The 25,010-nt window shown below is 64.6% G+C and carries 19 protein-coding genes; 16 read left to right on the forward strand and 3 right to left on the reverse strand.

Annotated features, from left to right (window positions below):
• Positions 1-31: 31 nt before the first annotated feature.
• Both KHO27_RS17235 and edd read right to left on the reverse strand, forming a co-directional pair.
• A complete protein-coding gene (locus KHO27_RS17235) occupies positions 32-988 on the reverse strand; it encodes a glucokinase (RefSeq protein ID WP_110699851.1) in 957 nt (318 codons plus the stop codon).
• A complete protein-coding gene (gene edd / locus KHO27_RS17240) occupies positions 985-2,811 on the reverse strand; it encodes a phosphogluconate dehydratase (protein WP_214500533.1) in 1,827 nt (608 codons plus the stop codon). The genes KHO27_RS17235 and edd overlap by 4 nt, the downstream gene beginning before the upstream one ends.
• Positions 2,812-3,077: 266 nt before the next feature.
• On the opposite strand from edd, the gene gap reads away from it, so the two are divergent.
• The 6 genes from gap (at position 3,078) to KHO27_RS17270 (ending at position 9,760) form a co-directional block, all read left to right on the forward strand.
• The gene (gap, locus tag KHO27_RS17245; RefSeq protein WP_038706743.1) at positions 3,078-4,079 is read left to right on the forward strand and encodes a type I glyceraldehyde-3-phosphate dehydrogenase; all 1,002 of its coding nucleotides are present in this window, start codon (positions 3,078-3,080) and stop codon (positions 4,077-4,079) included.
• Positions 4,080-4,227: 148 nt separating this feature from the next.
• Entirely contained in the window at positions 4,228-4,740 is a 513-nt protein-coding gene (locus KHO27_RS17250) for an RNA polymerase sigma factor (protein ID WP_023632569.1), read from the forward strand.
• Between the two features lie 93 nt (positions 4,741-4,833).
• Positions 4,834-5,796 carry a FecR family protein gene (locus KHO27_RS17255; RefSeq protein WP_110699855.1) on the forward strand — a complete coding sequence of 321 codons (963 nt, stop codon included), beginning with the start codon at positions 4,834-4,836 and terminating at the stop codon, positions 5,794-5,796.
• A gap of 125 nt (positions 5,797-5,921) precedes the next feature.
• A complete protein-coding gene (locus KHO27_RS17260; RefSeq protein ID WP_214500534.1) occupies positions 5,922-8,510 on the forward strand; it encodes a TonB-dependent receptor in 2,589 nt (862 codons plus the stop codon).
• A 181-nt stretch (positions 8,511-8,691) separates the two neighbouring features.
• Positions 8,692-9,297, forward strand: coding sequence for a biliverdin-producing heme oxygenase (locus KHO27_RS17265; protein WP_038706745.1), 606 nt, complete (start codon positions 8,692-8,694; stop codon positions 9,295-9,297).
• Between the two features lie 49 nt (positions 9,298-9,346).
• Positions 9,347-9,760 (forward strand): YbaN family protein, encoded by a 414-nt coding sequence (locus KHO27_RS17270; RefSeq protein ID WP_110700083.1) that lies wholly within the window; start codon positions 9,347-9,349, stop codon positions 9,758-9,760.
• Positions 9,761-9,784: 24 nt separating this feature from the next.
• On the opposite strand, the gene arcD (KHO27_RS17275) is transcribed toward KHO27_RS17270, so the two are convergent.
• A complete protein-coding gene (gene arcD / locus KHO27_RS17275) occupies positions 9,785-11,212 on the reverse strand; it encodes an arginine-ornithine antiporter (RefSeq protein ID WP_111532111.1) in 1,428 nt (475 codons plus the stop codon).
• 426 nt (positions 11,213-11,638) lie between these two features.
• Between arcD (KHO27_RS17275) and arcD (KHO27_RS17280) the strand changes: the two genes are divergently transcribed.
• The 10 genes from arcD (KHO27_RS17280) to gcvT all read left to right on the forward strand — a co-directional run bounded on the left by arcD (KHO27_RS17280) (position 11,639) and on the right by gcvT (position 24,742).
• Entirely contained in the window at positions 11,639-13,066 is a 1,428-nt protein-coding gene (gene arcD / locus KHO27_RS17280) for an arginine-ornithine antiporter (RefSeq protein ID WP_102682957.1), read from the forward strand.
• Positions 13,067-13,098: 32 nt separating this feature from the next.
• A complete protein-coding gene (gene arcA, locus KHO27_RS17285; protein WP_110699862.1) occupies positions 13,099-14,355 on the forward strand; it encodes an arginine deiminase in 1,257 nt (418 codons plus the stop codon).
• 68 nt (positions 14,356-14,423) lie between these two features.
• Positions 14,424-15,434, forward strand: coding sequence for an ornithine carbamoyltransferase (locus tag KHO27_RS17290; RefSeq protein ID WP_046854307.1), 1,011 nt, complete (start codon positions 14,424-14,426; stop codon positions 15,432-15,434).
• Positions 15,435-15,516: 82 nt separating this feature from the next.
• The gene (arcC, locus tag KHO27_RS17295) at positions 15,517-16,446 is read left to right on the forward strand and encodes a carbamate kinase (RefSeq protein WP_214500535.1); all 930 of its coding nucleotides are present in this window, start codon (positions 15,517-15,519) and stop codon (positions 16,444-16,446) included.
• A gap of 56 nt (positions 16,447-16,502) precedes the next feature.
• Positions 16,503-16,871 (forward strand): DUF5064 family protein, encoded by a 369-nt coding sequence (locus KHO27_RS17300; RefSeq protein WP_111532109.1) that lies wholly within the window; start codon positions 16,503-16,505, stop codon positions 16,869-16,871.
• A 146-nt stretch (positions 16,872-17,017) separates the two neighbouring features.
• Positions 17,018-18,526 carry a transcriptional regulator GcsR gene (gcsR, locus tag KHO27_RS17305; RefSeq protein ID WP_094011695.1) on the forward strand — a complete coding sequence of 503 codons (1,509 nt, stop codon included), beginning with the start codon at positions 17,018-17,020 and terminating at the stop codon, positions 18,524-18,526.
• Between the two features lie 302 nt (positions 18,527-18,828).
• A complete protein-coding gene (gene gcvH / locus KHO27_RS17310) occupies positions 18,829-19,212 on the forward strand; it encodes a glycine cleavage system protein GcvH (RefSeq protein ID WP_214500536.1) in 384 nt (127 codons plus the stop codon).
• A 9-nt stretch (positions 19,213-19,221) separates the two neighbouring features.
• A complete protein-coding gene (gcvP, locus tag KHO27_RS17315) occupies positions 19,222-22,077 on the forward strand; it encodes an aminomethyl-transferring glycine dehydrogenase (protein ID WP_214500537.1) in 2,856 nt (951 codons plus the stop codon).
• Between the two features lie 140 nt (positions 22,078-22,217).
• A complete protein-coding gene (locus KHO27_RS17320; protein WP_110699872.1) occupies positions 22,218-23,594 on the forward strand; it encodes an L-serine ammonia-lyase in 1,377 nt (458 codons plus the stop codon).
• 26 nt (positions 23,595-23,620) lie between these two features.
• Positions 23,621-24,742 (forward strand): glycine cleavage system aminomethyltransferase GcvT, encoded by a 1,122-nt coding sequence (gene gcvT, locus KHO27_RS17325; protein WP_214500538.1) that lies wholly within the window; start codon positions 23,621-23,623, stop codon positions 24,740-24,742.
• Positions 24,743-25,010 lie beyond the last annotated feature (268 nt).

Consider the following 25,010-nt stretch of genomic DNA (forward strand, 5'->3'; position numbering starts at 1 on the left):
TGCTGTGGGGGTCGCTTTGCGGCCCCGTCGGTTAGAGGTCCAGCGCCTGCTGCAAAGCCACTCCAGCCCCCAGCAACCCGGAAAACTCCGCCGTCACCAGCCATACCGGCACCCCGGCGAAGTAGCCGCTCATGCAGCCTTTGTCGGCGAAGCTCGCGGCAAAGCCGCTGCGCAGGAACAATTCAGCGAAACGTGGGATCACGCCACCGACAATGTAGACGCCACCCCGCGCCCCGAGGGTGAGCACATTGTTGCCCGCCACCCGGCCGAGGAACCGGCAGAACTGCTCGACCACCGCCAGCGCCCGTGGCTCGTTGGCCAGCGCCGCATCGGTGATCTGCGCCGGGGTCTTGTGCGTCGGCGCAGCACCATCGAGCGCACAGATGGCCTGGTACAAGCGCACCAGCCCACCACCACTGAGCACGGTCTCGGCACTGACATGGCCAATCTGCCGATGGATTTCCTGATGAATCGCCGCTTCGCGGGCATTGCCCACCGGCAGGTCGACATGCCCGCCCTCCCCTGGCAGTGCCAGCCAGTGCTCACCGTGGCGCAGCAGGCTGCCCACGCCGAGGCCGGTACCGGGGCCGATCACCAGCGCCGGGCGCGATGGATCGGCGAGGCCTGCGCAGACTTCACGAAATTCGCCTGCGCGCAGGCGAGTCATGCCCAGCGCCATCGCGGAAAAGTCGTTGATCAGCAGCAGGCGATCGACCTGCAGCGTCTGGCAGAACGCGCTGCGGCTCAGGCGCCAGTGGTTGTTGGTAAAGCGAAACTCGTCGCCGTCCACGGGGCCTGCCACCGCCAGGCACACCGCCGCCAGGCCGCCACGGGCGATACGCTGGTCGGCCAGATAGGCCTCGATGGCCTGTTCAGGGCTGGTGTAGTCGGCGGTGGCCAGCACCTGCACCGCCTGCAGTTCATTGTCGCGCCACACGGCAAAACGCGCGTTGGTGCCACCGATGTCGCCGACCAGCAAGGCCTTCATTCGAGGTTCTCCAGGGCCGAGGTGAAGGCGCTCGCGCCTTGCTCGGCGGAACTGAACGCCACACGCATGAAGCCGAACAGCTCACGCCCGCACCCCAGGTCGTTGCCCTTGGGTGGCGCAGGCAGTTCACGGTCGGCCAGTTCCTCGGCCGAGACCATGATCCGCAGCGTGCCTTCGGCACCATCGACGCGCACGATATCACCATCGCGCACCCGCGCCAGCGGGCCACCATCAAAAGCCTCCGGGCAGACGTGGATAGCCGCCGGGATCTTGCCCGAGGCACCGGACATGCGCCCGTCGGTGACCAGCGCCACCTTGAAGCCGCGATCCTGCAGCACGCCGAGGAACGGCGTCAGCTTGTGCAACTCGGGCATGCCGTTGCAGCGCGGCCCCTGGAAGCGCACCACGGCGACGAAGTCCCGCTCCAGCTCGCCGGCCTTGAATGCATCGGCCAGAGACTGCTGGTCGTGGAACACCCGGGCAGGCGCCTCGACCACCCGGTGCTCGGGCGCCACGGCGGAAACCTTCATCACGCCACGGCCAAGGTTGCCTTCCATCACCCGCAAACCGCCCTCGGCGGAGAACGGCCGCGCCACCGGGCGCAGGATGCTTTCGTCGAGGCTGTGCTGCGGCCCCTCGCGCCAGACCAGGCGGCCATCCTCCAGGAACGGCTCCTGGGTGTAGCGGCGCAGGCCATGCCCGGCCACGGTATTGACGTCCTCGTGCAGCAGGCCCGCGTCGAGCAGCTCGCGAATGAGGAAGGCCATGCCGCCGGAGGCCTGGAAGTGGTTGATGTCGGCCTTGCCGTTGGGATAGACGTGGGACAGCGTCGGCACCACATCGGACAGGTCGGCCATGTCCTGCCAGGTCAGCTGGATGCCGGCGGCCTGGGCGATGGCCGGGATATGCAGGGTGTGGTTGGTCGAGCCGCCGGTGGCGTGCAGGGCGACGATCGAGTTGACCAGCGCCTTTTCGTCGACGATCTGGCCAATGGGCATGAAGCTGCCACTGGCCTTGGTCATGCGCGTGACCTGGCGCGCGGCCTCGGCGGTAAGGGCGTCGCGCAGCGGCGTGTAGGGGTTGACGAACGAGGCGCCCGGCAGGTGCAGGCCCATGACCTCCATCACCAGCTGGTTGGTGTTGGCGGTGCCGTAGAAGGTGCAGGTACCGGGGCCGTGGTAGCTCTTCATTTCCGATTCGAGCAGCTGCTCGCGGGTGGCCTTGCCCTCGGCGTAGCGCTGGCGCACATCGGCCTTTTCCTTGTTGGAGATGCCCGAGACCATCGGCCCGCCCGGCACGAAGATCGTCGGCAGGTGGCCAAAACGCAAGGCGCCCATCATCAGCCCGGGGACGATCTTGTCGCAGATGCCCAGCATCAGCGCGGCATCGAACATGTTGTGCGACAGGGCGATGGCGGTGGACATGGCGATCACTTCACGGCTGGCGATGGCCAGCTCCATGCCCGGCTCACCCTGGGTGACGCCGTCGCACATGGCCGGCACGCCGCCGGCGAACTGGCCGACCGAACCGACTTCGCGCAGCGCCTGTTTGATCTGTTCGGGGAAGTGCTGGTACGGCTGGTGCGCCGAGAGCATGTCGTTGTAGGCCGAGACAATGGCCACGTTGGCCGCGTTCATCAGCCGCAGGGTCTGCTTGTCGTCCCCACCGCAGCCAGCCACGCCATGGGCGAAGTTGGCGCACTGCAACTGGGCGCGCATGGGTCCGTCACTGGCCGCCCCACGGATCAGCTCAAGGTAGCGTTCACGGGTACGGCGGCTGCGGGCGATCAGCCGTTCGGTGACCTCAAGGATGCGCGGATGCATGTACTGGACTCCAGGCTAACTGTGGGGCGGCTTTACTGGGGCATTTTCCCTCCAAACGATTGCGACCTAGTCTCTAGGAAAAGGCGCATGGACCGCTCGACAGGGGGATAACCCAACCACTCGTTGTATGTTTAAACAAAATACTGCCAGCAAAAAGGCTTGTTTTCTATCTCTCGGTGAATAATCTTGTAATTCCAACAACAAAACCGTTTCAGTGAAGCTGTCCTTTGTGCCACAGGCTTCACCCGACTGCCAGAGGTAATACCATGACCCTACGCATCGCCATCAACGGATTCGGCCGCATCGGACGCAACGTCCTGCGCGCACTGTACACGCAGGGCTACCGCCAGGACCTGCAGGTCGTCGCCATCAACGACCTGGGCGACAGCGCGATGAATGCCCACCTGCTCAAGTACGACAGCGTCCACGGCACCTTTGACGCCACTGTCGAGGCCGACCACGAAAGCCTCACCGTCAATGGCGACCGCATCGCCGTCAGCGCCATCCGCAACCCTGCCGAGCTGCCCTGGAAGACCTTGGCCATCGATGTGGTGTTCGAATGCACCGGGCTGTTCACCGAACGCGCCAAGGCCGCCGCGCACCTGAGCGCCGGGGCCGGCAAGGTGATTGTCAGCGCCCCGGCCAAGGGTGTCGACGCCACCGTGGTCTACGGGGTCAACCACGATGTGCTGCGCGCCTCGCACCAGATCATCTCCAACGCCTCGTGCACCACCAACTGCCTGGCACCGATCGCCCAGGTGCTGCACCGCGAGTTCGGCATCGAGCAAGGCCTGATGACCACCATCCACGCCTACACCAACGACCAGGTGCTCACCGACGTCTACCATAGCGACCCGTACCGCGCCCGCTCGGCCACCCAGTCGATGATCCCGAGCAAGACAGGCGCCGCCGAGGCCGTCGGCCTGGTATTGCCGGAACTGGCCGGCAAGCTCACCGGCATGGCCGTACGAGTGCCGGTGATCAACGTGTCGCTGGTCGACCTCACCGTCAACCTGCAGCGCGAAACCAGCGCCGAGGAAGTCAACCAGCTGTTCCTCGAGGCCAGCCGTCATTCCCGGGTGCTGGGCTATAACGCCCTGCCGTTGGTGTCGTGCGACTTCAACCACAACCCACTGTCGTCGATCTTCGACGCCAACCACACCCGTGCCAATGGGCGGATGCTCAAGGTACTGGCCTGGTACGACAATGAGTGGGGTTTCTCCAACCGCATGCTGGATAACTGCCTGGCGTTGTTCAACGCACGCTGAGGCAGGGAACACGCCCAGGCGACATTCGACTTGTGTGGGAGCGGGCCCCCTGCTCCCACAAGCTTTACTCTTTCATGACATTTCCATGCTTGACCTTGGCTATTGATGATACGCATTATCATTAACCCCAAAGCGCCCAGGTTCCCCCGTGAGTCAGTCCCGGTTCAACTCAGTGTTCCTCACTCAGCGTCTCACTCTGCTGCGCACGCTGCAGCGCATGGTGGGCAACCCCAGCACCGCCGAGGACCTGCTGCAGGAAACCTACCTGCGGGTCACCCGCGCCCTGGGCGAGCGCCCGATCGAGCACCTGGAACCTTTCGTGTTCCAGACCGCCCGCAACCTTGCCCTGGACCACCTGCGCACGCGCCGGGTGCAGGCGCGCACGCTGGTGGACGACGTGCCCGAGCAAGTCCTGCATAACGTCGCGGCGCCTGCCGCGAGCAGCGAGGACGCCGCCCACGCCGAGCAACTGCTCAAGCACCTGAGCGTCAGCCTCGGCCAGTTGAGCGAACGCCAGCAACGCATCTTCATCCTCAGCCGCCTGCACGGCGCCAGCTACCTGGAAATCGCCGAGCAGTTGAGCGTCTCGGCCAGTACCGTGCAGAAGGAGCTGAAACTGATCATGGCCATCTGCATGGGCGTGGCCGATCGTCACCAGTGACGCGACCGCTCGCCGCGGGTCAGCGCAAAGCCCTTGCCATGGGCAAGGTCTGCACTGATCATGCGCAAAAAATGCCCGATGCAAGGATACCCCGTGACCGACCACCCCACCCCTCGCCCGTCACCCGCCGAGCCTGATGCCCGCGCCCGTGCCCGCGAAGAGGCGCTGGACTGGTTGATCCGCCTGCAATGCGCCAGCGAAGACGACACCCGCGCGTTCGAGCACTGGCTGGGCGCCGAGCCGGAAAACGCCGAGGCCTATGTCGAGGCCGAAGCGCTGTGGAACGGCGCCTCGCTGCGCCAGGCCGCCGGCCAGTTGCAGCACAGGCGCAAGCGCTCGCTTGCCGGGCGCCTGCGCAGCCACTGGAAACCGCTGGCTACCGCCGCGGTGCTGCTGGTCGGGCTGTTCACTTTCGGCAACCTGCCGGTGCGCCTGCAGGCCGACCACCTGACCGTGGTCGGCGAGCGCCAGCGCCTGGAGCTGGACCACGGCGCCAAGGTGCTGCTCAACACCAATTCGGCCTTTGCCAGCGACGAACGCGATGGCCGCAAGGTTGCCCGCCTGTTGCAGGGCGAGGCGTATTTCCAGGTGTCCAACGCCAGCCAGCCGCCGCTTGAAGTCCAGGCCGGCCCACTGCGCGCCAGCGTGCGCGACACCGATTTCGCCGTGCGCTACCTCGATGGCGAAGCCCAGGTGCGGGTGCAGCGCGGCGACGTCGACCTGCAGGCCGCGAGCGACCAGCGCATCCGCCTGAGTGCCGGTGACAGCATCAGCGTCGGCCCCACGGGCTTCGGTCAGCGCCAGCGCCCCGACATGAGCAAGGACCTGGCCTGGATCGAAGGCCGCCTGGTGTTCGAGAACTGCCCGCTGAGCCAGGTGCTCGCGGAGGTCCGCCGTTACTACCCGGGATGGATCATCAACCGCAACGCACACCTGGAGCAGGTCGCGGTCACCGGCAACTACCGCCTCGACCAGCCGCTGGAAACGCTGCGCGCCCTGGCCCACATCACCTCGGCGCAACTGCATGAATACCCAGCCGTGGTAATCCTCAACTGACCTTGCAAGTTTTTTTACGCGATCCCCCTGCCTCGCCCGTCTCGTTATAGCCAATACGATTGATTCTCGTTCGAAAACGAGAACAAACACTGTCTATGACTCACGCGCGACAGGGAGCGCTTTCGATGCCCACAGGTCAAACCCGCCCGTCCTCTTCTTCCCGCCGCCGCGGGCAATTGTCCCTGTTGACCTTGGCCCTGCTCGCCAGCGGCGCCTGCAGCCTGCCTGCGCTGGCCGTGGAGCCGGCCCAGGCGAGCAGCCCGCGCATGGGCGACTACCGCTTCGCCATCGCCCAGCAACCGCTGGTCGAGGCCATCAATGCCTTCAGCCAGGTCACCGGCTGGCAGGTTGGCTTCAGCGCCGAGCTGGCCGACGGCGTGGCCTCGCCGGGCGTACAGGGCTCGCTGGCACCGGAGGCAGCGCTGCAGCGCCTGCTGCGCGGCACCGGCCTGGGCTACCGCAAGGTCAGCAACGGCAACGTGGTGCTCGAACGCCAGGCCGCTGGCAACGCCATCGCCCTGCAGCAGGTGACCGTCAGCGCCACCCGCAGCGCCCAGGACGTCAGCCAGGTGCCGAGCACCGTCAGCGTGCAGACCCGCGAGCAACTGGACCGGCAGAACGTCAACGACATCAAGGAACTTGTGCGCTATGAGCCGGGTGTTTCCGTTGGTGGCGTCGGCCAGCGCAGCGGCCTGAATGGCTACAACATCCGCGGCATCGACGGTGAACGTATCCTGACTCAGGTCGACGGCGTGTCGATCCCCGACAGTTTCTTCTATGGCCCCTACGCCCAGACCCAACGCAACTATGTCGACCCGGAAATCGTCAAGCGCGTCGAGATCCTTCGCGGCCCGGCCTCGGTGCTGTACGGCAGCAACGCCATCGGCGGCGCGGTGAGTTACTACACCCTCGACCCCGAGGACATCATCAAGCCGGGCAAGGATGTCGGCGCGCGTCTGAAGACCGGCTACAGCTCTGCTGACGAAAGCTGGCTGACCTCGGCCACCGTAGCCGGTCGCCAGGGCGACTTCGATGGCCTGCTGCACCTGAGCCAACGCAACGGCCATGAAACCGAATCGTATGGCGAACACGGCGGCACCGGCCTGAACCGCAGCAAGGCCAACCCGGAGGACGTGCGCACCACCAACGTCCTGGCCAAGCTTGGCTGGAACTACGCCGACGATGCCCGCTTCGGCTTCACCTACGAGCACTACAAGGACGACCGCGACCAGAACATCCTCAGCGCCGTCGGAGGCCCCTTCATTCCGGGCCGCGGTGCCTCGAACATGTATCGGATGCGCCAGGGCGACGACATCGTTACCCGCGAGCGCTTTGGCATCAACCATGAGTTCGGCCTCGAAAGCCTGGCCGCCGACCACGTGAAATGGAGCCTGAACTACCAGATCGCCAAGACCGACCAACGCACCGACGAGCTGTATTTCGCCAGTGGTCGCCAGGTGTTCCGTGATCGCCAGACCACCTACAAGGACCGCCAGTGGGTATTCGACGCCCAGATGGACAAGGCTTTCAGCCTCGGTGCCACCGACCACCTGCTGACCTACGGCACGACGCTCAAGCATGAAAAGATCACCGGTTCACGCAGCGGTACCGGCACCTGCCTCAACGTCGGCGGCAGTTGTACGGCGATCGGCCAGAACAGCCCCGGCGACGGCCAGGTAAGGGTCAGCGACTTCCCCGATCCGACGGTCAACACCTACAGCCTGTTCGCCCAGGACGAAATCCGCTGGAACAACTGGACCTTCCTGCCGGGCGCGCGGTACGACTACACCCGCATGGAACCGAAGATGACCAGCGAGTTCCTGCGCGGGGTCCAGGGCAACGGTGCGGCGCCGGGGGCCATCGACGACGCTGACAAGAAGTGGCACCGCGTATCGCCGAAGTTCGGCGTGACCTATGCCTTCAACGACCACTACACCTGGTACGGTCAGTACGCCGAGGGCTTCCGAACCCCGACCGCCAAGGCCATGTTCGGCCGCTTCGACAACCCGACCCTGGGCTACAGCGTCCAACCCAACCCGGACCTCGAGCCAGAGAAGAGCAAGAGCTACGAAACCGGCCTGCGCGGCAACTTCGAGGCCGGCGACTTCGATGTCGCCGTGTTCTACAACAAGTACCGCGACTTCATCAACGAAGACGCCGTGCAGTCGGCCAATCTGGGTTCGACCTTTCAGGCCAACAACATCAAGCACGCCACCATCAAGGGCGCGGAGTTCAAGGGTCGCCTGAACCTCGACCATTTCGGCGCTGCCCAGGGCCTGTACACCCAAGGCTCGCTGGCCTATGCCCGCGGTCGCAACGACGACAACGGTCAGCCACTGAACAGCGTCAACCCACTGACCGCAGTCCTCGGCCTGGGCTACGAGCAACAGAACTATGGTGGCCTGCTGAGCTGGACCCTGGTCAAGCGCAAGGACCGCGTCGACGACTCCACCTTCTTCGCCCCCGATGGCGCCAGCAAGCAGTTCCGCACCCCTGGTTACGGCGTGCTGGACCTGACCGGCTACTACAAGGTGACGGACGACATCACCGTCAACGCAGGCCTCTACAACCTGACCGACAAGAAGTACTGGCAGTGGGATGACGTACGTGGCTACGACGCGCTTGGCGAAGCGGGAGTGACCCAGCCGGCCAATCTCGACCGCCTGACCATGCCGGGCCGCAACTTCGCCATCAACCTGGTGTGGGACATCTGACGGAGCGAGATCGCCATCGCCGGGCAAGCCCATTCCCCCAGGTCGTCTGTGGGAACGGACTTGCCCGGCACTGTGTCGAGCCCTGTGCGAATGATTTCACTTCGCAGGTGAGGTTTTTTTACTGTTCCGCGTCTTCTGTTTCGTCTTGTCACTAGACGCCCCATTTTCCAAGGATGCCCCCATGACCGCCCCTTCCACCGAACGCGCCAACCTGCGCTCCCAGCGCCTGAACCAGGTCACCCACGCCCCGCACACCGAGCTGGACGCCCTGGTCAAGTCGCACAAGCCGTTCGACAGCCGCGAGAGCTTCGCCCGCTTCGTGGTCGCCCAGTACCTGTTCCAGTCCGAGCTGCAGGCGCTGTACACCGACCCGCAACTGATCGCCATCGTGCCGGATCTGGCCGAGCGCTGCCGCGCCGAGCAGGCCCGCCTGGACCTGGCCGACCTCGACACCGAAGTGCCCGCGCCCTTCGCCGGCGCCCTGGGCAAGCCAAGCCTGGGCGAAGCCCTGGGCTGGATCTTCGTCTCCGAAGGCTCCAAACTGGGCGCCGCGTTCCTGATCAAGCGCGCCGTGGCCCTGGAACTGTCCGAAACCTTCGGCGCCCGTCACCTGGGCGAACCGGCGGGTGGTCGCGCCGAAGGCTGGAAACAGTTCACCCGCATTCTCGACAGCCTGGACCTGTCGCCCGAGGAAGACGCCGCCGCCGAACGTGGCGCGGTCGCCGCCTTCGAACGCTTCACCGAGCTGCTCAAGCATGCCTATGCCGCCGACGCGGCGCTGGCCTGACACGCTTTACCCGGCCGCCTGCGGGCGGCCGCACCGTTGCAGTGAGACCATGACCCGAATCGCCCGCTCCAAAGCATCCCGCCTGCTCTACGCGATCCTGGCCTACGTCAGCCTGGGGATTGGCCTGGTGGCCATCGTCATTCCCGGGCTGCCCACCACCGAGTTCGTCCTCCTCGCCGCCTGGGCCGCCACCCGCAGCTCGCCGCGCCTGTCCGCCTGGCTGGAGAACCACCGGCTGTTCGGCCCGATCCTTTTCAACTGGCGCAACGGCAAGGTGATCCAGCGCCGCGCCAAGGTCAGCGCCACCCTCAGCATGTTGCTGTGCGCGAGCCTCATGCTGATCGTCCTCGAGCACCACTGGCCCGTGTTCCTTGCCATCGGCGGCATGGCACTGGGCAACCTGTGGATCTGGTCGCGCCCGGAACGGCCTATCCCTCAAGGCAGCGTCGAACTGCAAAATTGATTCACTCGCGCCCGCCATGAGCCGTCAGAGGCTAAGCAACCCCGAATACAGCGCATACGCCGCCAACCCGGCGCCCACCAGCACCGCCGCGAAGATCAGCTTCTCCCATGCGGTGAACAGCACCTGCCCCTGCTCACGCTTGGCCCGGGCGAACAGGACCACCCCCGGCGCGTAGAGCAACGCCGACAGCAGGATGTACTTGAGCCCACCGGCATACAGCAACCACACCGCATACAACAGCGCGATCACTGCGACCAGCATGTCCTTGCGCCGCAGCCCCGCCTGCCCCTGGTAGCTCTCGCCACGCACGGTCAGCAACACCGCATAGGCTGCCGACCAGAAGTAAGGCACCAGGATCATCGACGACGCCAGGTAGATCAGGCTGGTGTAGGTCCCGGCCGAGAACAGGGTGATCAGCAGGAAGCCCTGGATCATCACATTGGTCAGCCACAGTGCGTTGGCCGGCACATGGTTGGCGTTTTCCCGCGCCAGGAACCGCGGCATGGTCTTGTCGCGGGCGGTGGCGAAGAGGATCTCGGCACACAGCAGCGCCCACGACAGCAACGCCCCGATCAGCGACACCGCCAGGCCGATGCTGATCAGCAAGGCGCCCCAGGGCCCGACGATATGCTCCAGCACCGAGGCCAAAGAGGGGTTCTGCAAGCCGGCCAGCTCCGGCTGGGTCATCACCCCCAACGACAACACGTTGACCAGTACCAGCAGCGCCAGCACACCGAGAAAGCCAATCACCGTGGCCTTGCCCACGTCCGAACGGCGCAGCGCTCGCCCCGAATAGACGCTCGCCCCCTCGATGCCGATGAACACGAACACTGTGACCAGCATCATGTTGCGTACCTGCTCCAGCACGCTGCCGAACTGCGGATTGCTCAGCCCCCAGATGTCGCGGGTGAAGATATCGGCGCGAAAGGCGAACGCGGCGATGACGATGAACATCAGCAACGGCACCACCTTGGCCACGGTGGTCACCTGGTTGATGAACGCCGCCTCCTTGATGCCGCGCAGCACCAGGAAGTGCACCGCCCACAGCAGCAACGAGGCGCAGCCGATGGCCACAGGCGTGTTGCCCTGGCCGAACACCGGGAAGTAGAAGCCAAGGGTACTGAACAGCAGCACGAAGTAGCCGACATTGCCCAGCCAGGCGCTGATCCAGTAGCCCCAGGCCGAGGAAAAGCCCATGTAGTCGCCGAAACCAGCCTTGGCGTAGGCATACACCCCCGAGTCCAGCTCCGGCTTGCGGTTGGCCAGGGTCTGGAACACGAAGGCCAGCGCCAGCATGCCCACTGCGGTGATGCCCCAGCCGATCAGCACCGCCCCGACATCGGCGCGCGCCGCCATGTTCTGCGGCAACGAAAAGATCCCTCCGCCGATCATCGAACCGACCACCAGTGCGATCAGGGCGCCAAGGCGCAGCTTCTGTCCCGGTTCGCTCATGGGGCTCCTCGTGCGCGCGTGCGCGTAAACGTATTTGGCAACATGAATGTTACAAGTTTCTTATTGAATCGAGCCATTAAAGCTATAGCACTCATAACCGGACTGTCTATAGCCCGCGACCGATAAAAAGTGGCAGTTGCGAACTATCTCAACCCTCACCTAAATGCGTCGCTATTTACTGTGAAAAATTTGCGAAACCCCCAAAAGAGACTAACTTCATGGTTCGCAGGCAGAACGGGGCGTTTGCTCCAGAAGGACATGGAGGTGCCAGCGTACAAGGCCTGCAACGAAGCTGTCGGCATCCTCCAGGAGGCGCATGAGGGAATTTTCTTACCTTCATGCTGGCATGAACTGATCTAAGTCAGCGAATGATCCAGGCGTCAGATTTATTCTGAGGTCAACTTTCTCCTGGTACGGAGTCGATAAATGTCTGATTCTCCCGGAAAACTAAAACTGGGTGCGCTTGTTGCACTAGTAGTGGGCTCGATGATCGGTGGCGGGATCTTCTCGTTACCGCAAAACATGGCCGCCAGCGCCGGTGTCGGCGCCGTGCTGATCGGCTGGGCCATCACCGCGGTGGGCATGCTCACCCTCGCCTTCGTGTTCCAGACCCTGGCCAACCGCAAACCCGACCTCGACGGCGGTGTGTACGCCTACGCCAAGGCCGGTTTCGGCGACTACATGGGCTTTTCCTCGGCCTGGGGCTACTGGATCAGCGCCTGGCTGGGCAACGTCGGCTACTTCGTGCTGCTGTTCAGCACCCTGGGGTACTTCTTCCCAATCTTCGGCGAGGGCAACACCCCGGCGGCAGTGATCGGCGCCTCGGTCCTGCTGTGGGCCGTGCACTTCCTGGTGCTGCGCGGCATCAAGGAAGCCGCGTTCATCAACCTGGTCACCACCGTGGCCAAGGTCGTGCCGCTGGCCCTGTTCGCCCTGATCTGCCTGTTCGCCTTCAAGCTCGATGTGTTCACCGCGGATATCTGGGCCGTGGGCACACCGGAGCTGGGCAGCGTGATGAACCAGGTGCGCAATATGATGCTGGTCACGGTGTGGGTGTTCATCGGCATCGAGGGCGCGAGCATCTTCTCGTCCCGTGCGGAAAAACGCTCCGACGTCGGCAAGGCCACGGTCATCGGCTTCGTCACCGTGCTGCTGTTCCTGGTGCTGGTCAACGTGCTGTCGCTGGGCGTGATGACCCAACCCGAGCTGGCCAAGCTGCAGAACCCGTCGATGGCCGCCGTGCTTGAACATGTGGTGGGCCACTGGGGCGCGGTGCTGATCAGCGTCGGCCTGATCATCTCGCTGCTCGGCGCCCTGCTGTCGTGGGTGCTGCTGTGCGCCGAGATCATGTTCGCCGCCGCCAAGGACCACACCATGCCGGAGTTCCTGCGCCGCGAGAACGCCAACCATGTACCGGCCAACGCCCTGTGGCTGACCAACGCCATGGTGCAGATCTTCCTGGTCATCACCCTGTTCTCCAACAGCACCTACCTGTCGCTGATCTACCTCGCCACCTCGATGATCCTGGTGCCTTACCTGTGGTCGGCGGCCTATGCCTTCCTGCTCGCCTGGCGCAACGAAACCTACGAACAGGCCCTGGCCGAACGCAAGAAAGACCTGATCATCGGCGGCATCGCCCTGCTCTACGCGATCTGGCTGCTGTACGCCGGTGGCGTCAAGTACCTGCTGCTCTCGGCGCTGCTCTATGCCCCTGGCGCGATCCTGTTCGCCAAGGCCAAGCGCGAGGTCGGCCAGCCAATCTTCACCAGCGTGGAAAAACTGATCTTCGCCGCCGTGGTCGCGGGCGCCCTGGTGGCTGCCTACGGCTTGTATGACGGCTTCCTGACGCTCTGAACCCATGTCTTCGCATTACAGGAGGATTCACCATGTCCACTGAGAAACAGAAATACGGCGTACATTCCGAAGCCGGCAAGCTGCGCAAAGTGATGGTCTGCAGCCCGGGCCTGGCGCACCAACGGCTGACCCCGAGCAACTGCGACGAGCTGCTGTTCGACGACGTCATCTGGGTCAACCAGGCCAAGCGTGACCATTTCGACTTCGTCACCAAGATGCGCGAACGCGGCATCGAAGTGCTGGAAATGCACAACCTGCTGACCGAGACCGTGCAGAACCCCGAAGCGCTGAAATGGATCCTCGACCGCAAGATCACCGACGACACGGTTGGCATCGGCCTGAAGAACGAAGTGCGAAGCTGGCTCGAAGGGCTTGAGCCACGCAAGCTGGCCGAGTATCTGATCGGCGGCGTGGCAGGCGAAGACCTGCCCGACAGCGAAGGCGCGAGCGTGATCAAGATGTACCGCGACTACCTCGGCCACTCCAGTTTCCTGCTCGATCCGCTGCCCAATACCCAGTTCACGCGTGACACCACTTGCTGGATCTATGGTGGCGTCACCCTCAACCCGATGTACTGGCCGGCGCGACGCCAGGAAACGCTGCTGACCAGCGCCATCTACAAGTTCCACCCAGAGTTCACCAATGCCGACTTCGAAGTCTGGTACGGCGACCCGGACAAGGACCATGGCAAGGCCACCCTTGAAGGTGGCGATGTGATGCCGATCGGCAATGGTGTCGTACTGATCGGCATGGGTGAGCGCAGCTCGCGCCAGGCGATCGGCCAACTGGCGCAATCGCTGTTCGCCAAGGGCGCGGTAGAGAAGGTGGTGGTCGCCGGGCTGCCGAAATCCCGCGCCGCCATGCACCTGGACACCGTGTTCAGCTTCTGCGACCGCGACCTGGTCACCGTCTTCCCCGAAGTGGTCAAGGAAATCGTGCCATTCGTGATCCGTCCGGATAGCAGCAAGCCTTACGGCATGGACGTGCGTCGCGAGAACAAATCGTTCATCGAGGTAGTGGCCGAATCGCTCAACCTCAAGAAGCTGCGCGTGGTCGAGACCGGCGGCAACAGCTTCGCCGCCGAGCGCGAACAGTGGGATGACGGCAACAACGTGGTGGCCGTGGAGCCTGGCGTGGTCATCGGCTACGACCGCAACACCTACACCAACACCCTGCTGCGCAAGGCCGGGGTCGAAGTCATCACCATCAGTGCCGGCGAGCTGGGCCGGGGGCGCGGCGGCGGTCACTGCATGACCTGCCCGATCGTGCGCGACCCTATCGACTACTAAACGTCCATCACCCCGGCCGTGCTCACCCAGCAGCGGCCGGGGGATTACCGAACTCAAGGAGAATCATCATGGCGTTCAACATCCACAACCGTAACCTGCTCAGCCTCGAACACCACACCACCCGCGAGCTGCGTTACCTGCTGGACCTGTCCCGCGACCTCAAGCGCGCCAAGTACACCGGCACCGAGCAGCAGCACCTGAAGGGCAACAACATCGCCCTGATCTTCGAGAAGACCTCGACCCGCACCCGTTGCGCCTTCGAAGTCGCCGCCTACGACCAGGGCGCCAACGTCACCTACATCGACCCCAACTCCTCGCAGATCGGCCACAAGGAGAGCATGAAGGACACCGCCCGCGTGCTCGGGCGCATGTACGACGCCATCGAGTATCGCGGCTTCAAGCAGGAGATCGTCGAGGAACTGGCCAAGTTCGCCGGCGTGCCGGTATTCAACGGCCTGACCGACGAGTATCACCCGACCCAGATGATCGCCGACGTGCTGACCATGCGCGAAAACAGCGACAAGCCACTGCACGACATCAGCTACGCCTACCTGGGCGATGCCCGCAACAACATGGGCAACTCGCTGCTGCTGATCGGCGCCAAGCTCGGCATGGACGTGCGCATCGCCGCGCCCAAGGCGCTGTGGCCGCATGACGACCTGGTCGAGCGTTGCAAAAAGTACGCAGAAGAAAGCGGCGCGCGCATCACCCTGACTGAAGACCCGAAAGCCGCGGTCAAGGGCGTCGACTTTGTCCACACCGACGTCTGGGTATCGATGGGTGAGCCGGTCGAGGCCTGGGGCGAGCGTATCCAGCAACTGCTGCCCTACCAGGTGAACAAGGAGCTGATGAAGTCCACCGGCAACCCGCGCACCAAGTTCATGCACTGCCTGCCGGCGTTCCACAACTCCGACACCAAGGTCGGCAAGCAGATCGCCGAACAGTACCCGCACCTGGCCAACGGCATCGAAGTGACCGATGACGTGTTCGAGTCGCCGGCGTGCATCGCCTTCGAGCAGGCGGAAAACCGCATGCATACGATCAAGGCGATCCTGGTGTCGACCCTGGCTGATCTGTAACCCCCGACCAAGGGCTTTTGTGGGAGCGGCGGTGCGCCGCTCCCACGGGTCCGCCCCATAGTCTTTCTGAAGGACATTCCCCATGCGTATCGTTGTTGCATTGGGCGGCAACGCCCTGCTGCGCCGCGGCGAACCGATGACCGCCGACAACCAGCGCGCCAATATCCGCACCGCCACCGAACAGATCGCCAAGATCCATCCCGGCAACGAACTGGTCATTGCCCACGGCAACGGGCCGCAGGTCGGCCTGCTGTCGTTGCAGGGGCTGTCGTACAAGCCAGACGAAGCCTACCCGCTGGACGTCCTCGGTGCCGAGACCGAAGGCATGATCGGCTACATGATCGAACAGGAACTGGGCAACCTGCTGGACTTCGAGGTGCCGTTCGCCACGCTGCTCACCCAGGTTGAAGTGGACGCCAACGACCCGGCGTTCAAGGACCCGACCAAGTTCATCGGCCCCGTGTACGCCAAGGACGAGGCCGAGCGCCTGGCCAAGGACAAAGGCTGGGTGGTCAAGCCCGACGGCGACAAGTACCGCCGGGTGGTGGCCAGTCCGAAACCCAAGCGCATCTTCGAGATCCGCCCGATCAAGTGGCTGCTGGAAAAAAGCAGCATCGTGATCTGCGCCGGCGGCGGCGGCATTCCCACCATGTACGACGAAAACCGCAAGCTCAAGGGCATCGAGGCGGTGATAGACAAGGACCTGTGCTCGGCGCTGCTGGCCGAACAGCTGGAAGCCGACCTGCTGATCATCGCCACCGACGTCGATGCGGCGTACATCGACTGGGGCAAGCCGATGCAGAAAGCCATTGCCCAGGCGCACCCCGACGAGCTTGAACGGCTGGGCTTCGCCGCAGGCTCCATGGGGCCGAAAGTCCAGGCCGCCTGCGATTTCGCCCGCCACACCGGCAAGGTGGCGGTGATCAGCTCGCTGGAGAACATCGAGGACATCGTCAAGGGCACCGCCGGCACGCGGGTTTCCACCGCCAAGCCCGGTATCAGCTACCGTTGAATGCAGTTGGCGGGTGCCTGGCGCCCGCCGTTTTCAACCTTCCGGAGGATTCCGCCATGGCCCAGTTCCAACCCGGTCACGTGCATATCGAACGCACCGCGCTGAACACCAATGACCACAGCTACGACCTGAACATCAACTACGAAGTGGCCCAGGATCCCAAGGAAGGGAGAGGTATCGAGTTCCGTCTGCATGGCAGCATCGAAGGCAAGACTGTCGACGAGAAGTTCTTCCTGGCCAAAGACCAGGTGCTGCCCAGCTTCCTCAGCGTCACCACGCGCAAGGCCCAGGCTTACCTGGCCCCACCGAAGAAATTCGAGACCCTTGGCTCCCCGCACAAGCTTTACGACGCGATGTTCGAGGACATTCGCGCCAAGCTGGATGTTAAATCGGGCGATCCGATCAAGCCTAAGCACCTGGAGTAGAATCCATCGCGGGGCAAGTCGGGCCGCCGCATCGCCGCTCCCACGACATCTCATCAGGCGTGGGAGCGGGCTTGCCCCGCGATTGGGTTTAGAGCCCTTCCCAAGGCATACTGGCGCACTCGCTTGGCCACTGCCCCGATCTCCCCATGCGCATCCACGTCAGCTTCATCGACCGCGTCGGCATCACCCAGGAAGTCCTGGCCCTGCTCGGCGCCCGCAACCTCAACCTCGATGCCGTGGAGATGGTCCCGCCGAACGTCTACATCGACGCCCCGACCCTGAGCCCCGCCGTGCTCGAAGAGCTGCACGACGCGCTGTTCGAGGTACGCGGCGTGCAATCGGTGGAAGTGGTCGACATCCTCCCCGGCCAACGCCGGCACCTGCAGCTCGACGCCCTGCTCGCCGCCATGAGCGACCCGGTGCTGGCGGTGGACAGCGCGGGCAAGGTGCTGCTGGCCAACCCGGCGCTGATCGCCCTGTGCGGGCGTGAGTCCGCCGGGCGTTCGGTGGGCGAGCTGTTCGGCGACCCCGACCTGCTGCAGGCCCTGCTGGACAACAATTTCCACCTGCCCATGCGCGAAATGCAGTTGAACGGCCAGAGCCTGCTGCTCGACGCCACGCCGATCACCCATGCCGGCGGCCTGCTGACGCTGTACCCACCGAACCGCATGGGCGAGCGCCTGTCGGCCCTGCACCACGACCACGCCGAAGGCTTCGACGCCATGCTCGGCGATTCCCCGGCGATTCGCACCCTCAAGGCCCGCGCCCTGCGTGTGGCGGCCCTCGACGCGCCGCTGCTGGTGCATGGCGAAACCGGTACCGGCAAAGAGCTGGTGGCCCGCGCCTGCCACGCCATCAGCAGCCGCCATGCCGCGCCGTTTCTCGCCCTCAACTGCGCGGCACTGCCCGAGAGCCTGGCCGAGAGCGAGCTGTTCGGCTACGCCCCGGGCGCCTTCACCGGCGCGCAGCGCGGCGGCAAGCCCGGGCTGATGGAGCTGGCCAACCAGGGCACGGTGTTCCTCGACGAGATCGGCGAGATGTCGCCGTACCTGCAGGCCAAGCTGCTGCGTTTCCTCAGCGACGGCAGCTTCCGCCGCGTCGGCGGCGACCGCGAGGTGAAGGTGGATGTGCGCATCATCAGCGCCACCCACCGCGACCTCGAGCGCATGGTCGCCGAGGGCACCTTCCGTGAAGACCTGTTCTACCGCCTCAACGTGCTCAACCTGCAGGTGCCGCCACTGCGTGATCGCGGCCAGGACATCCTGTCCCTGGCGCAATACTTCATGCAGCAGGCCTGCACCCAGATCCAGCGCCCGCCCTGCCGCTTGGCGCCCGCCACCCATCCGGCTCTGCTGGGCAACCCCTGGCCTGGCAACGTGCGCCAGTTGCAGAACGTGATCTTCCGCGCCGCGGCCATCTGTGAAAGCAATGTGGTGGATATCGGCGATCTGGACATCGCCGGCACCTCGGTCGCGCGGGGGCAGGATGGCGAGGTAGCGAGCCTGGAACAGGCAGTGGGGGATTTCGAGCGGGAGTTGCTGCAACGCCTGTATGCCAGCTATCCCTCGACGCGGCAGTTGGCGGGGCGCTTGCAAACCTCGCATACCGCGATAGCCCAGCGCTTGCGCAAGTACGGTATTCCAAACAAGGCCTGATGCCGCTTCGCCGGACCAGTCTTGCCCCGGAAGCAGGCCGTATTGAAATCATTACATCGTACCGAATTCGCTACACATCCATCTGGGTGCCTGTGCACAAGGGTTTGATCCCACAATGCTTTTGAATCACCCGCCTCCTGTATCGATTTCATTCCACAAAAATGACAAATCGATTGCATTCATAAACTAACTATTTGATTTATAAGTCTTTTTAAGACTGGCCGCATTATTGCTAAGGGAATTCCAACCTTAAGAGCGCGGAGCCTACCGCGCCCAACGCCCCTGCTTCCCGAGGAATTCCCATGAGCGAGTTGCGTTTCACCGAAGATCACGAATGGCTGCGCGTCGAAGCCGATGGCAGCGTCACCGTGGGCATCACCGCCTACGCCCAGAACGCCTTGGGTGATGTGGTCTATGTGCAACTGCCGGAGCTGCAGCAGTACGACAAGGGCGCCGAAGCCTCCACCGTGGAGTCGGTCAAGGCCGCCAGCGGCGTATACATGCCACTGACCGGTGAAGTGGTCGCGGTCAACGAAGGCCTCAACGATAGCCCCGAGCTGGTCAACGAAGACCCGCTGGGCGAAGGCTGGTTCTTCCGCTTCAAGCCTGCCGACATGAGCGAAGTGCAAGCCCTGCTCGACCAGGACGCCTACGACCGCCTGCTCAAAGCCAACGACGACGCCTGAGGAATCACCATGACCATCAACCTCGGCACCGCCAACGAATTCATCGCCCGCCACATCGGCCCACGCGCCGCTGACGAGCAGGCCATGCTCACGACCCTGGGCTTCGACTCGCTGGAAGCCATGACCGCCGCCGTCATCCCCGACAGCATCAAGGGCACCAGCGTGCTCGGCAGCCACGACGGGCAGAGCGAGGCCGATGCCCTCGCCGCATTGAAAGCCATCGCCGGCAAGAACCAGCTGTTCAAGAGCTACATCGGCCAGGGATACTACAACACCCACACCCCGGCACCGATCCTGCGCAACCTGCTGGAGAACCCGGCCTGGTACACCGCCTACACCCCGTACCAGCCGGAGATTTCCCAAGGCCGCCTGGAAGCGCTGCTGAACTTCCAGACCCTGATCAGCGACCTCACCGGCCTGCCGATCGCCAACGCCTCCTTGCTCGACGAAGCCACCGCCGCCGCAGAAGCCATGACCTTCTGCAAGCGCCTGTCGAAGAACAAGGCCAGCCATGCCTTCTTCGCCTCCGTGCACTGCCACCCGCAGACCCTCGACGTGCTGCGCACCCGCGCAGAACCCCTGGGCATCGAGGTGGTGGTGGGCGACGAGCGCGAACTGGGCGATGTCAGCGCCTTCTTTGGCGCCCTGCTGCAGTACCCGGCCAGCAACGGTGACGTGTTCGACTATCGCGAGGTGGTGCAGCGCTTGCACGGCGCAGGCGCCCTGGTGGCCGTGGCCGCCGACCTGCTGGCCCTGACCCTGCTCACCCCGCCGGGCGAGTTCGACGCCGACGTGGCCATCGGCAGCGCCCAGCGCTTCGGCGTGCCGCTGGGCTTCGGTGGCCCGCACGCGGCCTACTTCGCCACCCGCGACGCCTTCAAGCGCGACATGCCGGGCCGCCTGGTCGGGGTATCGATCGACCGCTTCGGCAAGCCGGCCCTGCGCCTGGCCATGCAGACCCGTGAGCAGCACATCCGCCGCGAGAAGGCCACCAGCAACATCTGCACCGCCCAGGTGCTGCTGGCCAACATCGCCAGCATGTACGCCGTGTACCACGGCCCTGCCGGCCTCAAGCGCATTGCCGAGCGCACCCATGCGCTGACCGCGATCCTCGCTACCGGCCTGACCAAGCTGGGCATCAAGGTCGTCACCGGTGATTTCTTCGACACCCTGACCCTGGCCACCGGTGACAGCACCGACGCGTTGCACGACAAGGCCCGCGCCCAGGGCATCAACCTGCGCCAGGTCGACGCCGCCCAGCTGGGCCTGTCGCTGGACGAAACCAGCACCCAGGCCGATGTCGAGGCCCTGTGGCAGCTGTTCGCCGGCGGCCAGGCCAGCCCTGACTTCACCGCCCTGGCCAACACGGTCGCCGTGCGCCTGCCGGCCGGCCTGCTGCGCCAGTCGGCGATCCTCGAGCACCCGGTGTTCAACCGCTACCACAGCGAAACCGAGCTGATGCGCTACCTGCGCCGCCTGGCCGACAAGGACCTGGCCCTGGATCGCAGCATGATCCCGCTGGGCTCGTGCACCATGAAGCTCAACGCCGCCAGCGAGATGATCCCGGTGACCTGGGCCGAGTTCGGCAACCTGCACCCGTTCGCCCCGGCCGCGCAAAGCCAGGGCTACCTGCAGATGACCAGCGAGCTGGAAGCCATGCTCTGCGCCGCCACCGGCTATGACGCCGTGTCGCTGCAGCCCAACGCCGGTTCCCAAGGCGAGTACGCAGGCCTCCTGGCGATCCGCGCCTACCACCGCAGCCGTGGCGACAGCCACCGCGACATCTGCCTGATCCCGTCCTCGGCCCACGGCACCAACCCGGCCACCGCGCACATGGCCGGCATGCGCGTGGTGGTGACCGCCTGCGACGCGCGCGGCAACGTCGATATCGACGACCTGCGCGCCAAGGCCATCGAACACCGCGAACGCCTGGCAGCGATCATGATCACCTACCCGTCGACCCACGGCGTGTTCGAGGAAGCCATCGGCGAGATCTGCGCGATCATCCACGACAACGGCGGCCAGGTGTACATCGACGGCGCCAACATGAACGCCATGGTCGGCCTGTGCGCCCCAGGCAAGTTCGGCGGCGACGTCTCGCACCTGAACCTGCACAAGACCTTCTGCATCCCCCACGGCGGTGGCGGCCCGGGCGTCGGCCCGATCGGCGTCAAGGCGCACCTGGCGCCGTTCCTGCCGGGCCATGCCCAGCTGGAAAACACCCAGGGCGCGGTATGCGCCGCACCGTTCGGCAGCGCCAGCATCCTGCCGATCACCTGGATGTACATTCGCATGATGGGTGGCGCGGGCCTCAAGCGCGCCTCGCAGATGGCGATCCTCAACGCCAACTACATCGCCCGTCGCCTGGAAGAGCACTATCCTGTGCTGTACACCGGCGGCAACGGCCTGGTGGCGCACGAGTGCATCCTCGACCTGCGTCCGCTCAAGGACACCAGCGGCATCAGTGTCGACGATGTCGCCAAGCGCCTGATCGACTTCGGCTTCCATGCCCCGACCATGTCCTTCCCGGTGGCCGGCACGCTGATGATCGAACCGACCGAAAGCGAGTCGAAAGAGGAACTGGATCGCTTCTGCAACGCCATGATCCAGATCCGTGAAGAGATTCGCGCGGTCGAGAACGGCAGCCTGGACAAGGACGACAACCCGCTGAAGAACGCCCCGCACACTGCGGCGGAGCTGGCCGGCGAATGGGCCCACGGCTACAGCCGCGAGCAGGCGGTGTACCCACTGCCGAGCCTGGTGGAAGGCAAGTACTGGCCGCCGGTTGGCCGGGTCGACAACGTGTTCGGCGACCGCAACCTGGTCTGCGCCTGCCCGTCGATCGAGAGCTATCAGGACGTCTGATCGGGTGGGGCCGCTGCGCGCCCCATCGCCGGCAAGCCGGCTCCCACAGGTTCAGCGCTAATCTGTGGGAGCCGGCTTGCCGGCGATGGGCTGCGTAGCAGCCCCAATGGGCTTACTGGCCATCATCAGGAGGAAGCAGCATGTCTTTGAGCGTCTTCGACCTGTTCAAGATCGGCATCGGCCCCTCCAGCTCGCACACGGTCGGCCCGATGCGTGCCGCCGCGCGCTTCGCCGAAGGCTTGCGCCGTGATGGCCTGCTGGCCAGCACGGCCACGGTCAAGGCCGAGCTGTATGGCTCGCTCGGTGCCACCGGCAAGGGCCACGGCAGCGACAAGGCCGTGCTGCTTGGCCTGGAAGGCGAGCATCCGGACACCGTCGATACCGAAGCCATCCCCGCACGCCTGCAAGCCATTCGTGAAAGCGGTCGGCTCAGCCTGCTCGGTGAACACGACATCGCCTTCGTCGAAAAGCAGCACCTGGCGATGATCCGCAAACCGCTGGCCTACCACCCCAACGGCATGATCTTCCGCGCCTTCGATGCCGCCGGCCTGCAGATCCGCAGCCGCGAGTACTACTCGGTGGGCGGTGGCTTCGTGGTCGACGAGGATGCGGCGGGCCATGACCGCATCGTCGAGGACAGCACCGTACTGCCCTACCCTTTCAAGACCGGCAAGGAATTGCTCGGCCACTGCACCGCGCAGCACCTGCCGTTCAGCCAGGTGATGCTGGCCAACGAGGCCGCCTGGCGTCCGGAAGCCGAGACCCGTGCCGGCCTGCTGCGCATCTGGCAGGTGATGCAGGACTGCGTCGAGGCGGGTTGTCGGCACGAAGGCATCCTGCCTGGCGGGCTGAAGGTCAAGCGCCGGGCTCCGGCGCTGTACCGCCAGCTCAGCCGGCATCCGGAAGCCAGCCTGCGTGATGCGCTGTCGGTGCTCGACTGGGTCAACCTCTATGCCCTGGCGGTGAATGAGGAAAACGCCTATGGCGGACGTGTGGTCACGGCGCCGACCAATGGCGCGGCCGGCATCGTGCCGGCGGTGCTGCACTACTACATGCGCTTCGTGCCCGGCGCCAGCGAAGACGGGGTGGTGCGCTTCCTGCTCACTGCCGCGGCGATCGGCATTCTCTACAAAGAAAACGCGTCGATCTCCGGGGCCGAGGTGGGCTGCCAGGGCGAGGTCGGCGTGGCCTGCTCCATGGCCGCAGGCGCCTTGTGCGAAGTGATGGGCGGTACCCCGCAGCAAGTGGAGAACGCCGCCGAGATCGGCATGGAACACAACCTGGGCCTGACCTGCGACCCCATTGGCGGGCTGGTCCAGGTGCCCTGCATCGAGCGCAACGCCATGGGCTCGGTGAAGGCGATCAACGCGGTGCGCATGGCCCTGCGCGGCGACGGGCAGCACTACGTTTCCCTCGACAAGGTCATCCGCACCATGCGCCAGACCGGCGCCGACATGAAAAGCAAATACAAAGAGACCGCCCGCGGCGGTCTGGCCGTCAACATCATCGAATGTTGACCCGAATAAAAACCAAGGAGTCACCGATGTCCGAAACACTGCACAAGACCCCGCTGCACGCCCTGCACCTGGAACTGGGCGCGCGCATGGTGCCGTTCGCCGGCTACGACATGCCCGTGCAATACCCCTTGGGCGTGCTCAAGGAGCACCTGCACACCCGCGAGCAGGCCGGCCTGTTCGACGTTTCGCACATGGGCCAGATCATCCTGCGCGGCAACGACGCCGCCAAGGCCCTGGAAACCCTGGTGCCGGTGGACATCATCGACCTGCCGGTAGGCATGCAGCGCTATGCCATGTTCACCAATACCGAGGGCGGCATCCTTGACGACCTGATGGTCGCCAACCTCGGCAACGACACCCTGTTCCTGGTGGTGAACGCCGCCTGCAAGGACCAAGACCTGGCCCACCTGCGCCAGCACATCGCTGGCCGTTGCGAGATTCAACCGCTGTTCGAGGAGCGCGCCCTGCTCGCCCTGCAAGGCCCGGCGGCGGTCAAGGTGCTGGAGCGCCTGGCACCTGAGGTGGCGAAGATGACGTTCATGCAGTTCCAACCTGTTCAACTGCTCGGCGCCGACTGCTATATCAGCCGCTCGGGCTACACCGGTGAGGACGGATTCGAGATCTCTGTGCCGGCCGACAAGGCCGAAGCGCTGGCGCGCAGTCTGCTGGCCGAGCCAGAGGTACAGCCAATCGGCCTTGGCGCACGCGACTCACTGCGCCTGGAAGCCGGCCTGTGCCTGTACGGTCACGACATGGACACCACCACCACGCCGATCGAGGCCAGCCTGCTGTGGGCCATTTCCAAGGTGCGTCGGGCCGACGGCGCGCGTGCCGGTGGTTTCCCGGGCGCCGAGACCGTGTTTGCCCAGCAACAGGCAGGCGTGGCACGCAAGCGTGTCGGCCTGCTGCCCCAGGAGCGCACCCCGGTGCGTGAAGGCGCGCAGATCGTCGACGCGGCAGGCAAAGTGGTCGGTGAGGTGTGCAGCGGCGGCTTCGGCCCGACGCTCGGCGCGCCGGTCACAATGGGTTATGTCGATAACGAACACGCCACGCTGGACACCGCGCTGTTTGCAATGGTGCGCGGCAAGCAAGTTGCCATGAAAGTCAGCAAAATGCCTTTCGTGACACAACGTTACTACCGTGGCTGAATGAGTGGTTTGGGCAGGCTCGACATATTCGTTTTCGAACCTGCCCAATAACTTCTGAACATTGCGCCAGGCCAGGCGCCACGGCGTTTCCGACAAATCGTTCGGTGATCGGGAAAAGCCTGATTTTCGCTCGTCGCGAGGGCTTGTTTTTCGCTCGGCAGTTGGCGTAGAGTCACTTCACTGTGTTTGCATGGGTCGCAACAGTTCGTGACCTGGGCCAGTAGCCGCAATCTGCTACAACCCGTTCGACGTCTCTTACTTTCCTGCA

It is taken from the genome of Pseudomonas sp. RC3H12, assembly GCF_018596375.1.
Classification (GTDB): Bacteria; Pseudomonadota; Gammaproteobacteria; order Pseudomonadales; family Pseudomonadaceae; genus Aquipseudomonas.

Excerpts from the sequence above, each read along its gene's own strand:
- KHO27_RS17235 (WP_110699851.1), bottom strand. The coding sequence starts at position 988 with ATGAAGGCCTTGCTGGTCGGCGACATCGGTGGCACCAACGCGCGTTTT.
- edd (WP_214500533.1), bottom strand. The coding sequence starts at position 2,811 with ATGCATCCGCGCATCCTTGAGGTCACCGAACGGCTGATCGCCCGCAGC.
- gap (WP_038706743.1), top strand. The coding sequence starts at position 3,078 with ATGACCCTACGCATCGCCATCAACGGATTCGGCCGCATCGGACGCAAC.
- KHO27_RS17260 (WP_214500534.1), top strand. The coding sequence starts at position 5,922 with ATGCCCACAGGTCAAACCCGCCCGTCCTCTTCTTCCCGCCGCCGCGGG.
- KHO27_RS17265 (WP_038706745.1), top strand. The coding sequence starts at position 8,692 with ATGACCGCCCCTTCCACCGAACGCGCCAACCTGCGCTCCCAGCGCCTG.
- KHO27_RS17270 (WP_110700083.1), top strand. The coding sequence starts at position 9,347 with ATGACCCGAATCGCCCGCTCCAAAGCATCCCGCCTGCTCTACGCGATC.
- arcD (WP_111532111.1), bottom strand. The coding sequence starts at position 11,212 with ATGAGCGAACCGGGACAGAAGCTGCGCCTTGGCGCCCTGATCGCACTG.
- arcD (WP_102682957.1), top strand. The coding sequence starts at position 11,639 with ATGTCTGATTCTCCCGGAAAACTAAAACTGGGTGCGCTTGTTGCACTA.
- arcA (WP_110699862.1), top strand. The coding sequence starts at position 13,099 with ATGTCCACTGAGAAACAGAAATACGGCGTACATTCCGAAGCCGGCAAG.
- KHO27_RS17290 (WP_046854307.1), top strand. The coding sequence starts at position 14,424 with ATGGCGTTCAACATCCACAACCGTAACCTGCTCAGCCTCGAACACCAC.
- arcC (WP_214500535.1), top strand. The coding sequence starts at position 15,517 with ATGCGTATCGTTGTTGCATTGGGCGGCAACGCCCTGCTGCGCCGCGGC.
- KHO27_RS17300 (WP_111532109.1), top strand. The coding sequence starts at position 16,503 with ATGGCCCAGTTCCAACCCGGTCACGTGCATATCGAACGCACCGCGCTG.
- gcsR (WP_094011695.1), top strand. The coding sequence starts at position 17,018 with ATGCGCATCCACGTCAGCTTCATCGACCGCGTCGGCATCACCCAGGAA.
- gcvH (WP_214500536.1), top strand. The coding sequence starts at position 18,829 with ATGAGCGAGTTGCGTTTCACCGAAGATCACGAATGGCTGCGCGTCGAA.
- gcvP (WP_214500537.1), top strand. The coding sequence starts at position 19,222 with ATGACCATCAACCTCGGCACCGCCAACGAATTCATCGCCCGCCACATC.
- KHO27_RS17320 (WP_110699872.1), top strand. The coding sequence starts at position 22,218 with ATGTCTTTGAGCGTCTTCGACCTGTTCAAGATCGGCATCGGCCCCTCC.
- gcvT (WP_214500538.1), top strand. The coding sequence starts at position 23,621 with ATGTCCGAAACACTGCACAAGACCCCGCTGCACGCCCTGCACCTGGAA.